Origin of the sequence: Actinomyces procaprae (assembly GCF_004798665.1) — a bacterium.
In the GTDB taxonomy this organism is placed as follows: Bacteria; Actinomycetota; Actinomycetes; order Actinomycetales; family Actinomycetaceae; genus Actinomyces; species Actinomyces procaprae.
Window position 1 is genome coordinate 3,549,245 of sequence record NZ_CP039292.1, and the last position, 14,882, is coordinate 3,564,126.

The following is a 14,882-nucleotide window of genomic DNA, read 5'->3' on the forward strand; positions in this document are numbered from 1 at the left end:
GCGGTCAACTCTTCACTGACCCCGCCATCATGCCGCGCACGAAGTATTTCTGCAGCAGTAGGAACACGGTCACGGGCACGATGATGGAGACGAATGCTCCCGCCGTCAGCAGGTTCCAATCGTCCCCGTAGGTTCCCGACAGGTCGGCCAGGCGTACCGTGAGCGGGGCGGTTTTCGCGGTACCGCCGGCGTAAGTGAGTGACACCAGCAGATCGTTCCACACCCATAGGAACTGGAAGATGAAGAAGGAGGCCATGGCCGGGGTGAGCAGGGGCAGGACGATCCGGGTGAAGATCGTAATGTGTCCGGCGCCGTCCACCTTGGCGGCCTCCACGATTTCCCGCGGTATGTCCGCCATGTAGTTGTGCAGCAGGAACACGGCCAGCGGCAGGGCGTAGATCGTGTGGGCGATCCAAACCGCCACGAAGGGCAGGGTCTTGGACACCCCGGACCCCACGAATATGCGCATCAGGGGAACGAGTGTCATCTGGATGGGGACGATCTGGAGGGCGAAGACGATCGTGAACACTAGATCGCGTCCGCGCCAGTCGATCATCGAGAAGGCGTAGGCGGCCATGAGCGCGAGCAGCATCGGCGCGAATGCGCCGATCAGGGTGATCAGGAGGGAGTTGAAGAAGTAGTTGCTCAGCTGATTGGAGGCCGATCCTCCGAATAGGACGTCGGTGTAGTTGTCCAGCGTGAAGCTCGGCTTGGCCAGGAAGGTCCACCAGCCGGAGTTGTTCAGGTCGGACTTGTCCCTGAAGGAGGAGATGAACAGGCCGAAGGTCGGCACGGTCCACAGCAGGGCTATCAGCAGCGACAGCCCGGAGGCGGCCTTCGAGGTCAGTGCCGTATGGGTGCGGGCCCATATCGACGGCGTGGCGGGGGCGGCGGTGCTCATCCTCTTACCTCCCGGTTGCGGCGGAGCTGATGGACGTTGAAGGCGATGACCGGCGCCACCATCACCAGCAGGAGCACGGCGATGGCGGATCCGATTCCGGGTTGTCCGTAGCGGAAGGACTGGTCATACATGGTGTTGGCGATCACCTGGGTGTCGTACTGGCCGCCGGTCATGGTGCGCACGATGTCGAACACCTTCAGCGATCCGATGGCGATGGTGGTGAACACGACCACCAGGGTCGGCCGCACCAGAGGAATGGTGATATTGGTCAGCATGCGCAGGCCACCGGCGCCGTCCAGGCGGGCGGCCTCGACGACGTCCACCGGCATGGCCTTGATGGCGGCGGACAGCAGCACCATGGCGTAGCCGGTCTGCGTCCAGATCATCACCACGATCAGGAACAGCGTGTTCCAGGGGGAGTCGATGAGGAACTGCCGCGGTTCTTGGCCGAGCCAGACGAGGAGCTGGTTGAGCAGGCCGATCTGGGGCCGGGAGATATCCCGGTAGGCGTAGACGAACTTCCAGATGATGGAGGCCCCCACGAATGAGATCGCCATTGGCATGAACATGAGGGTCTTGGTGAAGCGTTCGAAGCGGCTGCCGTCTATGAGTAGGGCGTACAGGAAGCCGAAGCCGGTTGAGGCCACGGGGACCACCACCAGCCAGATCAGGGTGTTCAGCAGCGAGCGCACGGCGGCCGGGTCCGTGAAGATCCACTTGTAGTTGTCCAGGCCGACGAATTGCGTCTGCGTACCGTCGTACAGGGACATCAGGGCCGTCCCACCCATGGGATAGACGAGTCCCACCGCCAGCAGTAGCAGCGCGGGTCCCGCAAAGACCAGAGCAATCCTCCGCTCCTTGGTGCGCCATCGCTCCAACAGCGCGATCACGAACACCACCAGGGCGACGACGATCGCGATGGCGGCCAGCGCCAAACCGACTTGCAGGAGCTTGTCCTGCCATCCTGCCAACATGGTTGTTCTCCTGTCCTCCGGTTCCCGGGTACCGGGGGCGGCACACGCCGGCGCCGCCCCCGGGCGAGTTCAGTCGTTCCAGCCGGACTCGATGTCGGAGAGCACCTGCGCCGTGGTGGAACCGAGCACCCAGTCGGTCATCCCCTTCCAGAAGGTGCCCCCGCCCACGGCGGTGGGCATCAGGTCGGAGGCGTCGAAGCGGAAGACGGCGCCGTCGGACTGGAGTAGTTCGATGGCGTTCTCCAGCTGGGGTGTCGGGGCGTTGGAGGCGTCCACTCCGGTGTTGGCCGAGACCATTCCCTGGGTGACGATGTCATTGGCCCAGGTGTCCGAGGCCAGGTACTGGCGCACGGACTCCACGGCGTCGGATTCGGTGAAGGCGACGGTGAACTCTCCTCCGCCCACGAGCTGCTTGGGGTCATCGGCGCTGGTTCCCGGCAGGTAGAAGCCCCAGACGTCGCCGTCCGGAGCGACGGTGACGTCCTCGTCGAAGGTGGCCGAGGCGGTGCGGTGGGACATGTAGCAGGACTCCCCGTCCGTGACCGCGGTCAGGGCGTCGATCTGGTTCGTGGATGCGATCGAGGTCACGTCCCCGAAGCCGGCGTTGACGTAGTCGGCATTCTTGAGGATCTTCCCGACCTCATCCAACGCCGCGACGATCTGCGGGTCGTCGAAGGGGATCTCATGGGCGATCCACTGGTCGTATACGTCCTCACCGGCGGTGCGCAGCACCAAGTCCTCCAGCCAGTCCGTTCCCGGCCATCCCGTGGCGGCCCCGGACTCGAAGCCGTCGCACCACACCCGCTGCCCCGTGTCGGCCTGAATCCGGGCGGTCAAGTCGAGCAGCTCCTGCCAGGTGGTGGGAGCCTCGTAGCCACCCGCCTCGAACAGAGGTACCGAGTACCACACGTAGGACTTGACTCCGGTGGTCAGCGGCGAGCCGTACAGGGTGCCGTCGACCGTGGCGTAGTCGGAGAAGGACTCCGACCAGCCGGCCTCGACACTGGCGGCCACCGCGTCGGAGGCGGGGATGAGCACATCCTGCTGGGCGAGGGTGTTCAGTAGTGCCGGCTGGGGGATGAAGGCGATGTCCGGAGCGTTGCCTCCCTGGATGCGCACCTGGATCTGCGACTCGAAGTCGGTGGAGCCCTCGTAGACGATCTCCGCCCCGGTGCACTGGGAGAAACCCGCCCAGGAGTTCTCCAGACGCTCCTGATCGGCGCCGACGTAGGGGGAGTAGATGTTGATCGTCTCCCCTGACAGGTCGCCCCACTGCTCGTACTTGGCGCAGTCCACATCCCCTTCTGCGGACTGCCCGCCCCCGGAGGAGCAGGCGGCCACACCCGTGGTGGCTAGAACGAGTGCGGAGGCGAACGCCACTGCTCGGCGAAGCCGACGGTTTACAGATCGCATGTGCCGATCCCTTTCTGGTGGCCTCAGTGGGAACGAAGGCGTGAGTACGCCTGGCCGTGAGACGGCCCGAGCCCAGCTGCGGTGGTGGGTTGAGAGTCGAGGTTGATGGGGTAGATGAGTCGGTTGCAACCGACCGCTGCGCGCGGTATCAGCGGTGACCCGCGCGACACGGCGAGCATACGTCGACCCGGTCGCTTTACGCAAGCGCTTGCGTGAACCAAGTCTCCGACTCGCCACGCGTTCCCTTATGGAATTAAGCGCGTTTAGCGCACATACCCCGGACTTACATGTTGTCGACGCTCCCGTCCAGAAGTTGTTTGCCTAGCGTTTGCATTGACGCATCGAGTTCCGCCCGCGTCGACCCGACTCCGGTGATGCCTCAGCCCAGCCCGGGCAGGCCGACGACCTCCCGGGGGCGGTCGTGCAGGGCGCGCACGCACGCCCGGTAGGTGACGGCCACGCACCACACGAAGCCCACCAGCGCCACCTGCACCGGGCGCGACCAGCCGACGTCGGGCATCACCAGCACGGCCACGCCGGCCGCCACGCACTCGGCGGTGTTGAAAAGGACGTCGTAGATGGAGAAGGCGCGGCCGCGGTAGGCGTCGGCGGTGTCGCCCTGGACGATGGTGTCGACGGCGATCTTGGCGCCCTGCACACCCACACCGAAGATGAAGATCCCCGCGGTCATGAGCGCCTGCTGGTGGGTGCCCACGAGGATCAACTGCCCAACCGATCCGCCGAGCAGGCACATGACGATCCAGGTCGACGGCGCCACGCGCTCATGGGCGATCGGCGTGAGCACCACCGCCAGGCCGTGGCCGGCGACCATGGCGCCCATCAGGGTGGCGAAGATGGCGAGCCCCGTGTCGGCGTCCCCGGGGGCGGCGAGCAGGTTGCGGGCGGTCAGGATCATGGTGATCACCTGCATGCCGTACACGAAGCGGTGCAGCGCCATGGTGGTCAGCGCCAGGCCGGGCGTGCCCCGGCGCACCAGGTAGCGCACCGCGTTTGCCAGGTCTCCGGCGGTGGCCGCGAGCGCGGCGCCCAGGCCGTCGTCGGCCGGCTTGTCCGGGCCGAGCTGGTTGGCGCCGAGCCGGGTGACCACCCCGGCGGCCAGCACGTACAGCACCATGGCGGTCAGCAGGCTGGCGGTGTCCTGGGCGGTCCCGGCCGGTAGTGCCAGGCGCAGCACGAAGCCGATCACGGCGCCGATCGCGGTGGCGGCACCGCCCAGGGTGGGCACGATCGAGTTGGCGGTCAGCAGGCGTCGGTGGTCGATGATCTGGGGCAGCCCGGCGGACAGCACGGACAGCAGGAAGCGGTTGATGCCCAGTGCCACCAGGACGAGCACGTACACGGCCGGGCCGATGCCGGTGGCGCGCAGCGCGAGCGTGGTCAGCGCGATGACGCCGGCGCGCGCCAGGTTGCCGTACAGGAGGGTCTGTCGGCGCCGCCAGCGGTCGATGAACGGCCCGGTGAAGGGGCCGACGACGCTGAAGGGCAGCAGCATGACCACCAGGGCCGCGGCCACGCCGGAGGCGGTGGTCATGTTCTGCGGCTGGAAGAAGAACAGGGTGGCCAGGCCCGCCTGCACCATGCCGTCGCCGGTCTGGGAGACCAGGCGGACGCCCAGCAGGGTCCGGAAGGCCGGGACGGAGGCGAGGTCCTTGAGGTCGTCGGTCAGGCGCATGGGTTAAGACTTCCGCATGCGAGCACCAACGGCGGTCAGCGTCCGCTGTGATATCGGGCCGGGCAGCCGCGGGCCGACGGCGGAATTCGACTCGGGGAGCGTCGGCGCGCGGAGGCCGCACGGGCCGGCGTCGGTGCGGCGCGCAGAGCGCCGGGCACGCTCGCAAGCGCTGGGCAACTCTTGACAACCGCCGCGAACGGGGATTAGTCTTCCCAGCGTACTTACTAAGTAGTAAGTAACCGTGTTGGTGAACACCGCCGTTCAATGAAAGGGTCCACGCACATGGCACAGCAGCCCGCGTCCCCCGCCGAGGAAGACACCTCGGCGCCCTCCAACCTCGCCCCCGACACCGGCTTGCCGCTAGAGCGAAGCACCATGGTGCGCTTCGGCGCCGGCTTCCTCCTCATCTCCGTTCTTTGGGCAGTCGGCCTGAGCATCATCGCCTCGGTGCTCCTGCCTCAGCGCCTGAAGGACCTGGGAGTTGCCAACCCCGACGCACTTCTCGGCACCATCAACGCAATCACGGCCGTCGTCTCACTGGTTTCCAACCTGATCTTCGGAAACTTCTCCGACCGCACCCGGTCGCGCCTCGGCCGCCGCACCCCCTGGGTCGTCTGGGGAGGAGTCATCGGCGGGGTCACACTCTTCGCCGTCGGAATCATCGGCAACACCAAGCTGCTCACGCTCGACTACTGCCTGTGCATGGTCGGCCTGAACATGATGCTCGCCCCGGCGGTCGCCGTGCTGTCCGACCGCGTGCCGGAGACGATCCGCGGCACCATGTCCACCTTCTGGGGCGTGGGCGCAGCGATGGGCTATCCGCTCGGCGCCATCATCGGCGCCTCCTTCATCACCGGAGGCTATGCGGCGACCTCGGGCTTCGTAGTCGGCGGCATCCTCATGGGCATCTCCGGCATCGTCGCCGTCGCGCTGTGGCCCCGGGAACGCTCCGCCGCCGACCTGCCGCCGGCGGGCCAGTCCCTGGCCGACCTGGCCCGCTCCTTCATTCCGCCCACCCACGGCGCGAGCGACTTCTACAAGGCGTTCTTCGGTCGCTTCACGATGCTCATCTCCTACCAGATGATCAACGCCTACCAGCTCTACATCATCCAGGACTACCTGGACCTGTCCGCCGGCCAGGTCGCCTCTACCGTCGCACTCACCAACACGATCATCCTGGTGGTGAGCCTGGCGGGAGGCTTCATCGGCGGACCGCTCTCCGACCTGCTGCACCGCCGCAAGGTGCCGGTGGTGATGGCCTCCCTGTGCTTCGCCCTGGGAGTCGCCATGCCCTGGATCATGCCGACTACCACGGGTATGTACCTGTTCGCCGCCATCGCGGGCTTCGGCTACGCCGTATACGGCTCCGTGGACCAGGCCCTCAACGTGGACGTGCTGCCCAACCCGGAGACGGCCGGCAAGGACCTGGGCATCCTCAACATGTCCACCACCTTCGGCCAGATGTGCGGCCCGATCATCACCTCCTTCGTCGTCACCCGCACCGGTAGCTACTCACTCGTCTTCCCGATCTCAATCACCTGCGCCGTCATCGGCTGCTTCTCCATCCTGGCCATCCGTAAGGTGCGCTAAGCGCATCCGCGCGGCCGGCCTGCACATCAATCAAGTGCAGACCGGCCGCACTTCATTGTCAAAATCCATGACAAACGACTCCCGACGACCCCATGGCTTCTCCTACAGCCGCATGACTCCAACGACCTGAAATTGCATCTTGGCCGTTGTGGGAGCGTTTGTCACCAATCCTGACAATGCGCAACTCCGGGCCATAGGATCGCGCCATGCCGTCGTCTTCCAAGCGCCACCGCATGACCGCCGCCCAGCGGCGCGAGCAGATCGTCGAAGTCGCCACCGAGCTGGTGGCCAAGCACGGATTCAACGGGCTGTCGCTGCAGGAGGTGGCGGACGCCGTCGGCATCACGCAGGCCGGGCTGCTGCACTACATCGGCACCAAGGACGGCCTGCTGGAGCTGCTACTGAACGACCGCTACGACCGCCAGGGCACCCCGCAGGACTTCATCGACTCCGGCGACCCGGCCGCCACCCACCCCGAGGGCATCAGCCTGCCGGCCTACTTCCGCTACCTGGTGGCCTTCAATGAGGCCCGCCCGGAACTGATGGAGCTGTACATGACGCTGGGCGTGGAGGCGACCGACCCGCGTCATCCCGCCTACGAACGCTTCATCGACCGCCCCGACCAGGTGTGGGACTACTACTCCTCCTTCACGTGGCGGCTGCCCCCCGAGGTCATGTCGGCGGGCGGCTGGGAGTCGATGCGGCCGCTGGTGGAGATGGCGATCGAGGCGATGGACGGCGCACAGCTCCGCTTCTTCCGCCACCCGCCCATCTCCCTGACCGAGGAGTGGGCGCGCTGGGAGGCGGTGCTGTTCCCCTCCCCGGTCTGGGACGACTACCGCTAGCCGCTCAGGCCAGCGGCTTGGGGGCCACCTCCACGTGCTCGGCCGGCACCACCACGGTCACCAGGGAGTCGGCGGGGGCGGTGAAGGACACGTTCTTGCTGCCCACGCCCACCACGAAGTCCTGCGGGGTGGTCATGTCGTTCTGTGCGGCCACCACCACCGAGCCGTCCGGGTTGTGGAAGGCCAGCAGGTTCTCATACCCCGTGTAGGACAGCGCCGGCACGAAGCGGGCGCCCGGCTGCACGAAGCCGGACAGGTGCCGCAGCACGTAGTACTCGTAGGTGAAGCGGCTCCTGCCGGTTTCGGGGTCCACGGTCACCAGGGAGTTCTGGCTCCACCCCCAGCGGGAGACCCCGCCCTCATCCAGGGCCAGGTTCCAGTAGTCGTAGACGCTGGCGCCATTGTTGAAGTAGTGGCGCATCATGGTCCAGGCGTAGCGGGCGTAGCGCCAGTCGTTCTTGCCGTCGCCGCACTCCTGCTCGGACTGGTAGATCTTCAGCTCCGGGTGGTTGTGGTGGACGAAGGGCACGGCCCGCTTGCCGTCCCACTGGAAACCGACGCCGGCGATGTGCGGACCCACCTCCGGGTCGGCCAGCACCTTCTCCACCATCGTGTCGTCCGGGCGCTCCATGGTGCCGAAGAAGACCTTCACGCCGCGCCGCTCCATCTGCGGGATCAGGTGCTTCAGGAAGGCGATCAGGCCCTCCGGCGTCCAGGTGCAGGCGGGGTAGATCTGGGCGGAGTTGAACTCGTTCTGCGGCATGACCATGGAGATGTCGATGCCGCGCTCGGCGTAGGCGTCGATGAACTTGCCGAAGTAGCGCGCGTAGGCGTCCAGCACCTCCTCACTCAGGATCAGCCCGTCGGTGCCCTCCTCGATCTGGTTGTCCGGGGACAGGCCGTTGTCGAAGTTGGTCTGCTCGCTCATGGGGTTGGGGGCGGCGCAGGCGTAGTGCTTGTTGCGCTTGAACCACGACGGCGGCCCCCACGGGGAGGCCCACAGGGTCAGGTCGGGCCTCTGTGCCTTGGCGGCCTGAATGTAGGGCACCAGGGTGGCGTCGTCGTGCTCGACGCTGAAGTGCTCCAGGGCGAAGTCGCCGTCGACCTCGTCGTAGGAGTACCAGTCGGTGGCGAAGTCGTTGGCGCCCACCGGCATGCGGCACACGGTGAGGTTGGTGCCGACGCCGGGGGCGAAGATCTGCCGCAGCACCTCGGTGCGCTCGGCCTCTGACAGGCGGGACAGCGCCACCCAGCCGAGCTCGTTGAAGCAGACGCCGAAGCCGTCGATCTCCTGGGCGGGTGCGTCCAGGCGCAGGAAGGCGCCCGGGAAGGTCTGCATGGGCTCGATGGTGACGGGGGTGTCCGGGGTGAACCAGGGGTCGGCCTCGGTGGTGGCGTAGAACTGGAAGCCGGCGGTTTTGGCTGCGGGCGTGCTGGCTGGGCTGGTGTCGGTCATGGGTTCTCCTAATGGCGGGGGTTTTGTGCTTCGTTGCGGTTGGTTGGCGCCGGTTCGCCGACGTCGGCGGTCGGTTCAGGCCTCGACGGCGAGGACGCCCCAGGCGGGGAGGGTGACGGTGGTGCCGGCCTCCAGGCGGGCGCCCGGGGCGGCGGCGGTGCCGAGCACGTCGTCCCCGCTCACCGGCAGGGCGATGGCGACGGCGTCGTGGGAGTAGTTCAGGAAGTAGCTCAGCTGGCGGCCGCGGCCGTTGGTGCCGCGGCGCACGGTGACGGTGCCGGCCAGGTCCTGGGCCCAGTCGGTCACGCCCGCCCGCTCGGCCACCAGCCGCAGCACGGCGCGGGTCAGCGCCGGGGCGGTCATGGTGGCCAGGTGGGTGATCGAGCCGGCGCCGACGGCGCGGGTGGCCACCGCCGGTCCGGACCAGGCGTGGTGGTCGTAGGTGGCGAGCACCTCCACCTCGGCGTCGCCCTCACGGGCGGCGGCGTCTATGGGGGTGAGCAGCTCCATGAAGGTGGAGGCGGCCAGCTCTGCCGCCACCCCCGGGTCGACCGCGGCGTCGTCGTCCAGGGCCGCGGCGAGCGCGCCCACCGGGCGCAGGGCGACGCCGTCGGGGCGGGTGAACTGGTCGGTGCCCAGGCCGAGCAGGGCGGACAGGCCGTGGGGCTGGCGGTCGGTGAAGACCTGCACGTTCTCGTCGGCGACGCCCGTGCGGAAGGTGGTGACCAGGTGGCCGCCGCCGGCCACGTAGGCGCGCAGGGCGTCGGTGGTGGCCTGTGGGGTGACGTACAGGGCGGGGGCGATCAGCACGGCGTAGCGGCCCAGGCGCTCGACGGGGGCGTCGGCGGGAACGATGTCGGCCTCCAGGTTGAGGTCGAACAGGGCGTCGTAGACCCAGCGGAAGACGTCGTTGTAGTTGGCGCCGCCGCCGGCGTACTGGCGCGGGAAGCCGGCCGCAAGGCTGAACCACTCCAGGGCCGTGTAGGCCTCGTTGGAGATCATGATGGCGATCCGGTTGTGCTTGCGCAGGTCGGTCAGGGAGGCGGCGTGCTCCTTCAGCTCTCGGCCGACGACGCAGGCCTCCCGGTAGGTGGGGTTGGGCGTGTAGTCCTGGGAGAGCAGGCCCTTCCAGTAGGTCTCGAAGGAGTTGTGGATGGAGCCCCAGTGCCAGTACATGACGCCGCAGGCGCCGGAGGCCAGGTGGGAGTAGGCCTGCAGGCGCAGCTGGCCGGGGTAGGGAAGCCAGCCCATCTGCCCCTGCGCCTGCGTCTCGATGACGAGGTAGGGGTCGCCGTCCTTCAGGGAGCGGGAGATGTCGCCGCCGAAGGCGATCTCCTTGCCGGTGAGGTGGTCCTCGCCGGGGTGGTAGATGTCGACGCCGGCCAGGGTGACGGCGTCGGCGGCCTGGAAGTGGTCGACGGCGGGCTGGATGCCGAAGGAGTAGCCGCGCCACTCGTAGTCGAAGTTCTGGGTGACGAACTGGTCCTCGCGCCGGTACTCGTCGACGATGGCGCGCTGCCAGGCGAGGAAGTCGGTGACCAGGCGGCGGCGGAAGGCGTCGAAGGCGGCGGCCAGGGAGCCGTTGATGGTGCCGGTGACGTCGGGGAAGTCCTCCCAGGCGCCCACCCGGTTGGACCAGTAGTTCAGGCCGAAGGCCGAGTTCAGGGCGTTTAGGCCCTCCTGGCCGTCGCCGAAGCGGGCCTTGAGGTGGTCGACGAAGGCGCGCTGGATATCGGCGTTGGCGGCGTCGTAGTACTTGGTCTCGTTGTCCAGCTGGAAGCCGACGACGTGCGCACGCGGCGCCGTGTGGCGGGCCAGGGCACGGATGGCGGCCTCGGCATAGAGCCGGTAGGCGGGAGCGAGGATGTTCATGTTCTGCCGCGGCCCGTACTTGTTGGGGCCGGCGGCGGTGACGCCGAGGACCTCGGGGTGGCGGGAGGCCAGCCAGGTGGGGATGGCGGCGGTGGGGGTGCCGATGATGACGTCCAGGCCGTGCGCGGCGGCGGCGTCGAGGGCGCGGTCGATGTGGGTGAAGTCGAAGACGCCGGGGGCAGGGTTCCAGGTGCCCCAGGTGAACTCGGCGATGCGGATGGTGGTGAAGCCGGCGTCCACCATCATCTGCATGTCGCGCTCAAGCCGGTCGGGGCCCGCGGCGGCGGGGGTGTACTCGTCATAGTAGGCGGCTCCGAAGATGAGCCGGCCCGAGTGCTGCGTCATTGTGCCCTCCTGTGCGGCGCCCTCGCCGCTTATCTAGTATTTACTAGATAGTAGTTCAGTTGGGCGCGGAAGGGAAGGGGCCCGTGGAGCCGAAGTTCTCCCGGCGGGCCCCGCCGCCTCCCTGACAACGTTGCCACCGCCTGGCCTCAACCCACGCAGCACCCGCCTTGCGCGCGCCCCAAGGTGGTGGACCGCGTGCTGGCGCGGACGGGATTGTGCGTCAGCGCCCAGGTTCAGGCGGCGGGCGCGATGGCGCGCGCGGACAGCACGCCGTCTATGGCGCGCAGCTGGTCGAGCACGTCCTCGCCGAGCTCGCCCTCGACGTCGACCAGCGTGACGGCGAGGTCGCCGCGGGAGCGGTTGAGCAGGTTGGCGATGTTCTGGCCCCGCTCGGCCACCAGGGTGGAGACCTGGCCGACCATGTTGGGCACGTTCTGGTTGACGATCACCAGGCGGCGGGTGCCGGGCTCGCGCGGCAGCACCGCCTCCGGGAAGTTGACGGAGTTGTGGACCTGCCCGTCCTCCAGGAAGCCGCGCAGCTCGTCCACGGCCATGACTGCGCAGTTGCGCTCGGCCTCCTTGGTGGAGGCGCCCAGGTGCGGCAGGGAGATGCACTTGGGGTGCTTGTGCACGGCGGTGGAGGGGAAGTCGCACACGTAGCCGCCCAGGGCGCCCTCGTCCAGGGCGGCGACGACGGCGGCCTCGTCCACGATCTCGGCGCGCGCGAAGTTCAGCAGCACCGCCGTCTCCTTCATCAACGCGATGCGCTGGGTGGAGACCAGGCCGCGGGTGGACTCGATCAGCGGCACGTGCACGGTGAGGATGTCGGCGCGGCGGAACACCTCCTCCATGGATTCGGCGCGCTCCACCTCGGCACTCAGGTGCCAGGCGTGCTCCACGCTGATGCCGGGGTCGAAGCCCACCACGTTCAGGCCCAGCCCGAGCGCGGCGTTGGCCACCTGCACGCCGATCGCGCCCAGGCCGATCACGCCCAGGGTGCGGCCGGGCAGCTCGAAGCCGACGAACTGCTTCTTGCCGGCCTCGACGGCGCGGGCGATCTCGGCGTCGTCGCCGGCGAGCTCGTGGGCGAAGCGGGCGGCGGGGATGAGGTTGCGGGAGGCGATGAACAGGCCCGCCAGCACCAGCTCCTTGACGGCGTTGGCGTTGGCGCCGGGGGTGTTGAACACCGGGATGCCGCGCTTGGTCATGGCGTCGACCGGGATGTTGTTGGTGCCGGCGCCGGCGCGGGCGATCGCCATCACCGAGTCGGGGATCGGGGCGTCGTGCAGCTTGGCCGAGCGCACCAGCAGCGCGTGGGGGTCGTTGACGTTGCCGCCGACGTCGTAGCGGTCGTCCGGGAAGCGGGACAGGCCGGCGCCGGAGATGGCGTTGAGGGTCTGGATGCGGAACTGCTTCGTCATGGCTGTGGCTTCTCCTGCGGTGCTACTGGGCTTCCGGGCGGACCGTCAGGCGCGGGTGCGCTCGAACTCGGTCATGTAGTCGATCAGGGCGGTGACGCCGTCGGCGGGCATGGCGTTGTAGATGGAGGCGCGCATGCCGCCGACGCTGCGGTGACCCTTGAGGTTGGTCAGGCCGGCGGCGTCGGCGCCGGCGAGGAAGTCGGCGTCGAGGGCGGGGTCGGCCAGGGTGAAGGGGATGTTCATCCAGGAGCGGGAGCGCGCCTGAACGGGGTTGGTGTAGAAGTCCGAGGCGTCGATGGCGGCGTACAGGCGCTCCGCCTTGGCGCGGTTGCGTTCGCCCATGGCCTCCAGGCCGCCGGTGGACTCGATCCAGTGCAGGATCAGCCCGAGCAGGTAGATGGAGAAGGTGGGCGGGGTGTTGAGCATGGAGTCGGCCTCGGCCATGACCTTCCAGTCCCAGATGGCGGGCACGTCCTCGCGGGCGCGATCCAGCAGGTCCTCGCGCACGACGACGATCGCCAGGCCGGCGGGTCCGAGGTTCTTCTGGGCGCCGCCGTAGATGACGCCGAAGCGCTCGACGTCGATCGGGCGGGAGAGGTAGGTGGAGGAGAAGTCGGCCACGAGCGGGACGTCGCCGACGTCGGGGATGTACGGGAACTCGACGCCGCCGATGGTCTCGTTGGGCGTGTAGTGCAGGTAGGCGGCATCGGCGGGGACGGTGAAGGAGCCGGGCTCGGGGGTGGTGGTGTAGGCGGAGGCGGACTCGTCGGCGACGACGCGCACGTCCACGCCCTGACGGCCGGCCTCCTTGATGGCCTTCTTGGACCACTGGCCGGTGTTGAGGTAGGCGGCGGTGGCGCCGCGGGCGGCCAGGTTCATGGGGATGGCGGAGAACTGGCCGGTGGCGCCGCCGGCGAGGAAGAGGACGCGGTAGCCGTCCGGGACGCCGGCGACGCGGCGGAAGGCGGCCTCGGCGTCGGCGGCGCAGGCGACGAAGTCCTTCCCGCGGTGGGAGACCTCCAGCACGCTCATGCCGGAACCCTGCCAGTCGGTGAGCTCGGCGGCGGCCTGCTCGAGCACGGGCAGGGGCAGTTGTGCGGGGCCTGCGGAGAAGTTGTACACGCGCATGGCTCCACGATAGCCGGGGTGCGCGGCGCGGCCGCAAAGCGTCTCATGGGACGGGGGGCGGGCGGGGTGTGCGGCGGGCGGCAGCAGCAGGGTTGCCCGGGCGACCCCGCCGCGGCGGGCGCCGGCTACTGCGGGGGTGCCGGAAATGACCCCGGCCGCGGGGGCCCACGGTGACCCCGGCTGCTGCGGGCGCCCACGGTGACCCCGGCTGCTGCGGGCGCCCACGGTGACCCCGGCTGCTGCGGGCGCCCACGGTGACCGCGGCGGCTGCGGGCGCCGGCAATGAGCTCGAGCGACCACGACGGCGATGCCGGGATCTGGCACCGCGCGCCACCCAGACCGGTCTCGCCCTGACCCGCCCGACCCCGCCCGACCCCGTCCAACCCAGCCCGGCCCGTCCCCGAGGGCGTCTGCTACGCCGGTTCGGGGTTAACAACGCCAGTTAACCGTCTGCTGTATACCTCTGAGGCCTTCAGCAGAACGTTAAGTAGCGTTGTTAACGGGGAAGAGGCGTTGCAAACGACCTCCTCCGCAGCCAGCTACCCGGCCAGAACCCACGACCTGCCGGCCGAGCCGCCCCACAAGCATCCTTCCGCGCTTCCCAACAGACGCATAGAATCGAAACGACGACGGAAGGAGCCCCGGTGAGCAGGACGCTGACCATCACCGTGCCGGACAGTCTGGCCGCTGAGCTGGATCAGCGTGTGGCATCAGGCGCGTACGCCAGCCGGAGTACAGCCGTCGTAGACGGGCTCCGCGAGTTGTTCAGTCGCGAAGAAGCTCTCGATTCATGGCTGCGCGACGAAGTGGGCCCGGCCTATGACGAGCTACGCGAGGATCCCACCCGCGCCTTGTCTCCCGAAGCAGTGCGCGCACACATCGTCGGCATCCATGCCCAATCAGCGTCCGGAGCCTGAAGCGCCGTCGCGCCACGTCGTCTACTCCCAGCGGGCGCAAGGCCACCTGGCTGATCTGTATCGTTGGATCGCGGACGAGTCAGGATTCCCCAACCGGGCACTGTTGTATGTATCAGCACTTATGGACCGATGCGAGGCTTTGGGCGACTTCCCGATGGTGGGGCACGCTCGCGATGACATTAGGCCTGGCTTACGTACCGTCGGCTTTCGACGCCGAGCCGTCATCGCCTTCGCCGTGACCGATGAGGCTGTTGAGATCCTCGGTGTCTACTACGGTGGCCGTGATCACGAAACACTTCTGCGCACCGATAAGCATTAACCCAGTGT

At 68.2% G+C, this 14,882-nt stretch carries 12 protein-coding genes; 4 read left to right on the forward strand and 8 right to left on the reverse strand.

Features of this window, described 5'->3' with window-relative positions; translation table 11 throughout:
* Positions 1 to 4: 4 nt before the first annotated feature.
* The 4 genes from E4J16_RS14790 to E4J16_RS14805 all read right to left on the reverse strand — a co-directional run bounded on the left by E4J16_RS14790 (position 5) and on the right by E4J16_RS14805 (position 4,981).
* The gene (locus E4J16_RS14790; RefSeq protein ID WP_108969293.1) at positions 5 to 901 is read right to left on the reverse strand and encodes a carbohydrate ABC transporter permease; all 897 of its coding nucleotides are present in this window, start codon (positions 899 to 901) and stop codon (positions 5 to 7) included.
* Positions 898 to 1,875: a carbohydrate ABC transporter permease gene (locus tag E4J16_RS14795; protein WP_108969296.1), complete on the reverse strand. Its 978-nt coding sequence runs from the start codon at positions 1,873 to 1,875 to the stop codon at positions 898 to 900. The genes E4J16_RS14790 and E4J16_RS14795 overlap by 4 nt, the downstream gene beginning before the upstream one ends.
* A gap of 69 nt (positions 1,876 to 1,944) precedes the next feature.
* On the reverse strand, positions 1,945 to 3,288 hold the full coding sequence (locus E4J16_RS14800; protein ID WP_136192045.1) for an ABC transporter substrate-binding protein: 1,344 nt from the start codon (positions 3,286 to 3,288) through the stop codon (positions 1,945 to 1,947).
* Positions 3,289 to 3,667: 379 nt separating this feature from the next.
* Complete coding sequence (locus E4J16_RS14805; RefSeq protein ID WP_136314476.1) at positions 3,668 to 4,981, reverse strand: MFS transporter; 1,314 nt, start codon at positions 4,979 to 4,981, stop codon at positions 3,668 to 3,670.
* Between the two features lie 282 nt (positions 4,982 to 5,263).
* Between E4J16_RS14805 and E4J16_RS14810 the strand changes: the two genes are divergently transcribed.
* Positions 5,264 to 6,571, forward strand: a complete 1,308-nt coding sequence (locus E4J16_RS14810; protein WP_136314477.1) for an MFS transporter — start codon at positions 5,264 to 5,266, stop codon at positions 6,569 to 6,571.
* Between the two features lie 206 nt (positions 6,572 to 6,777).
* Entirely contained in the window at positions 6,778 to 7,416 is a 639-nt protein-coding gene (locus tag E4J16_RS14815) for a TetR/AcrR family transcriptional regulator (RefSeq protein WP_136314478.1), read from the forward strand.
* A gap of 4 nt (positions 7,417 to 7,420) precedes the next feature.
* Here E4J16_RS14815 and E4J16_RS14820 read toward each other — a convergent pair whose 3' ends face one another.
* The 4 genes from E4J16_RS14820 to serC form a co-directional block, all read right to left on the reverse strand.
* Positions 7,421 to 8,872: a glycoside hydrolase family 30 protein gene (locus E4J16_RS14820; protein ID WP_136314479.1), complete on the reverse strand. Its 1,452-nt coding sequence runs from the start codon at positions 8,870 to 8,872 to the stop codon at positions 7,421 to 7,423.
* A 75-nt stretch (positions 8,873 to 8,947) separates the two neighbouring features.
* A complete protein-coding gene (locus tag E4J16_RS14825) occupies positions 8,948 to 11,089 on the reverse strand; it encodes a beta-galactosidase (protein ID WP_136314480.1) in 2,142 nt (713 codons plus the stop codon).
* Positions 11,090 to 11,322: 233 nt separating this feature from the next.
* The gene (locus tag E4J16_RS14830) at positions 11,323 to 12,510 is read right to left on the reverse strand and encodes a phosphoglycerate dehydrogenase (RefSeq protein ID WP_136314481.1); all 1,188 of its coding nucleotides are present in this window, start codon (positions 12,508 to 12,510) and stop codon (positions 11,323 to 11,325) included.
* A 45-nt stretch (positions 12,511 to 12,555) separates the two neighbouring features.
* Positions 12,556 to 13,638, reverse strand: a complete 1,083-nt coding sequence (gene serC / locus E4J16_RS14835; protein WP_136314482.1) for a 3-phosphoserine/phosphohydroxythreonine transaminase — start codon at positions 13,636 to 13,638, stop codon at positions 12,556 to 12,558.
* Between the two features lie 644 nt (positions 13,639 to 14,282).
* Between serC and E4J16_RS14840 the strand changes: the two genes are divergently transcribed.
* Positions 14,283 to 14,555 carry a ribbon-helix-helix domain-containing protein gene (locus tag E4J16_RS14840; RefSeq protein ID WP_136192052.1) on the forward strand — a complete coding sequence of 91 codons (273 nt, stop codon included), beginning with the start codon at positions 14,283 to 14,285 and terminating at the stop codon, positions 14,553 to 14,555.
* Positions 14,530 to 14,874, forward strand: a complete 345-nt coding sequence (locus E4J16_RS14845; protein WP_136192053.1) for a type II toxin-antitoxin system RelE/ParE family toxin — start codon at positions 14,530 to 14,532, stop codon at positions 14,872 to 14,874. Before E4J16_RS14840 ends, E4J16_RS14845 begins: the two co-directional genes overlap by 26 nt.
* Positions 14,875 to 14,882 lie beyond the last annotated feature (8 nt).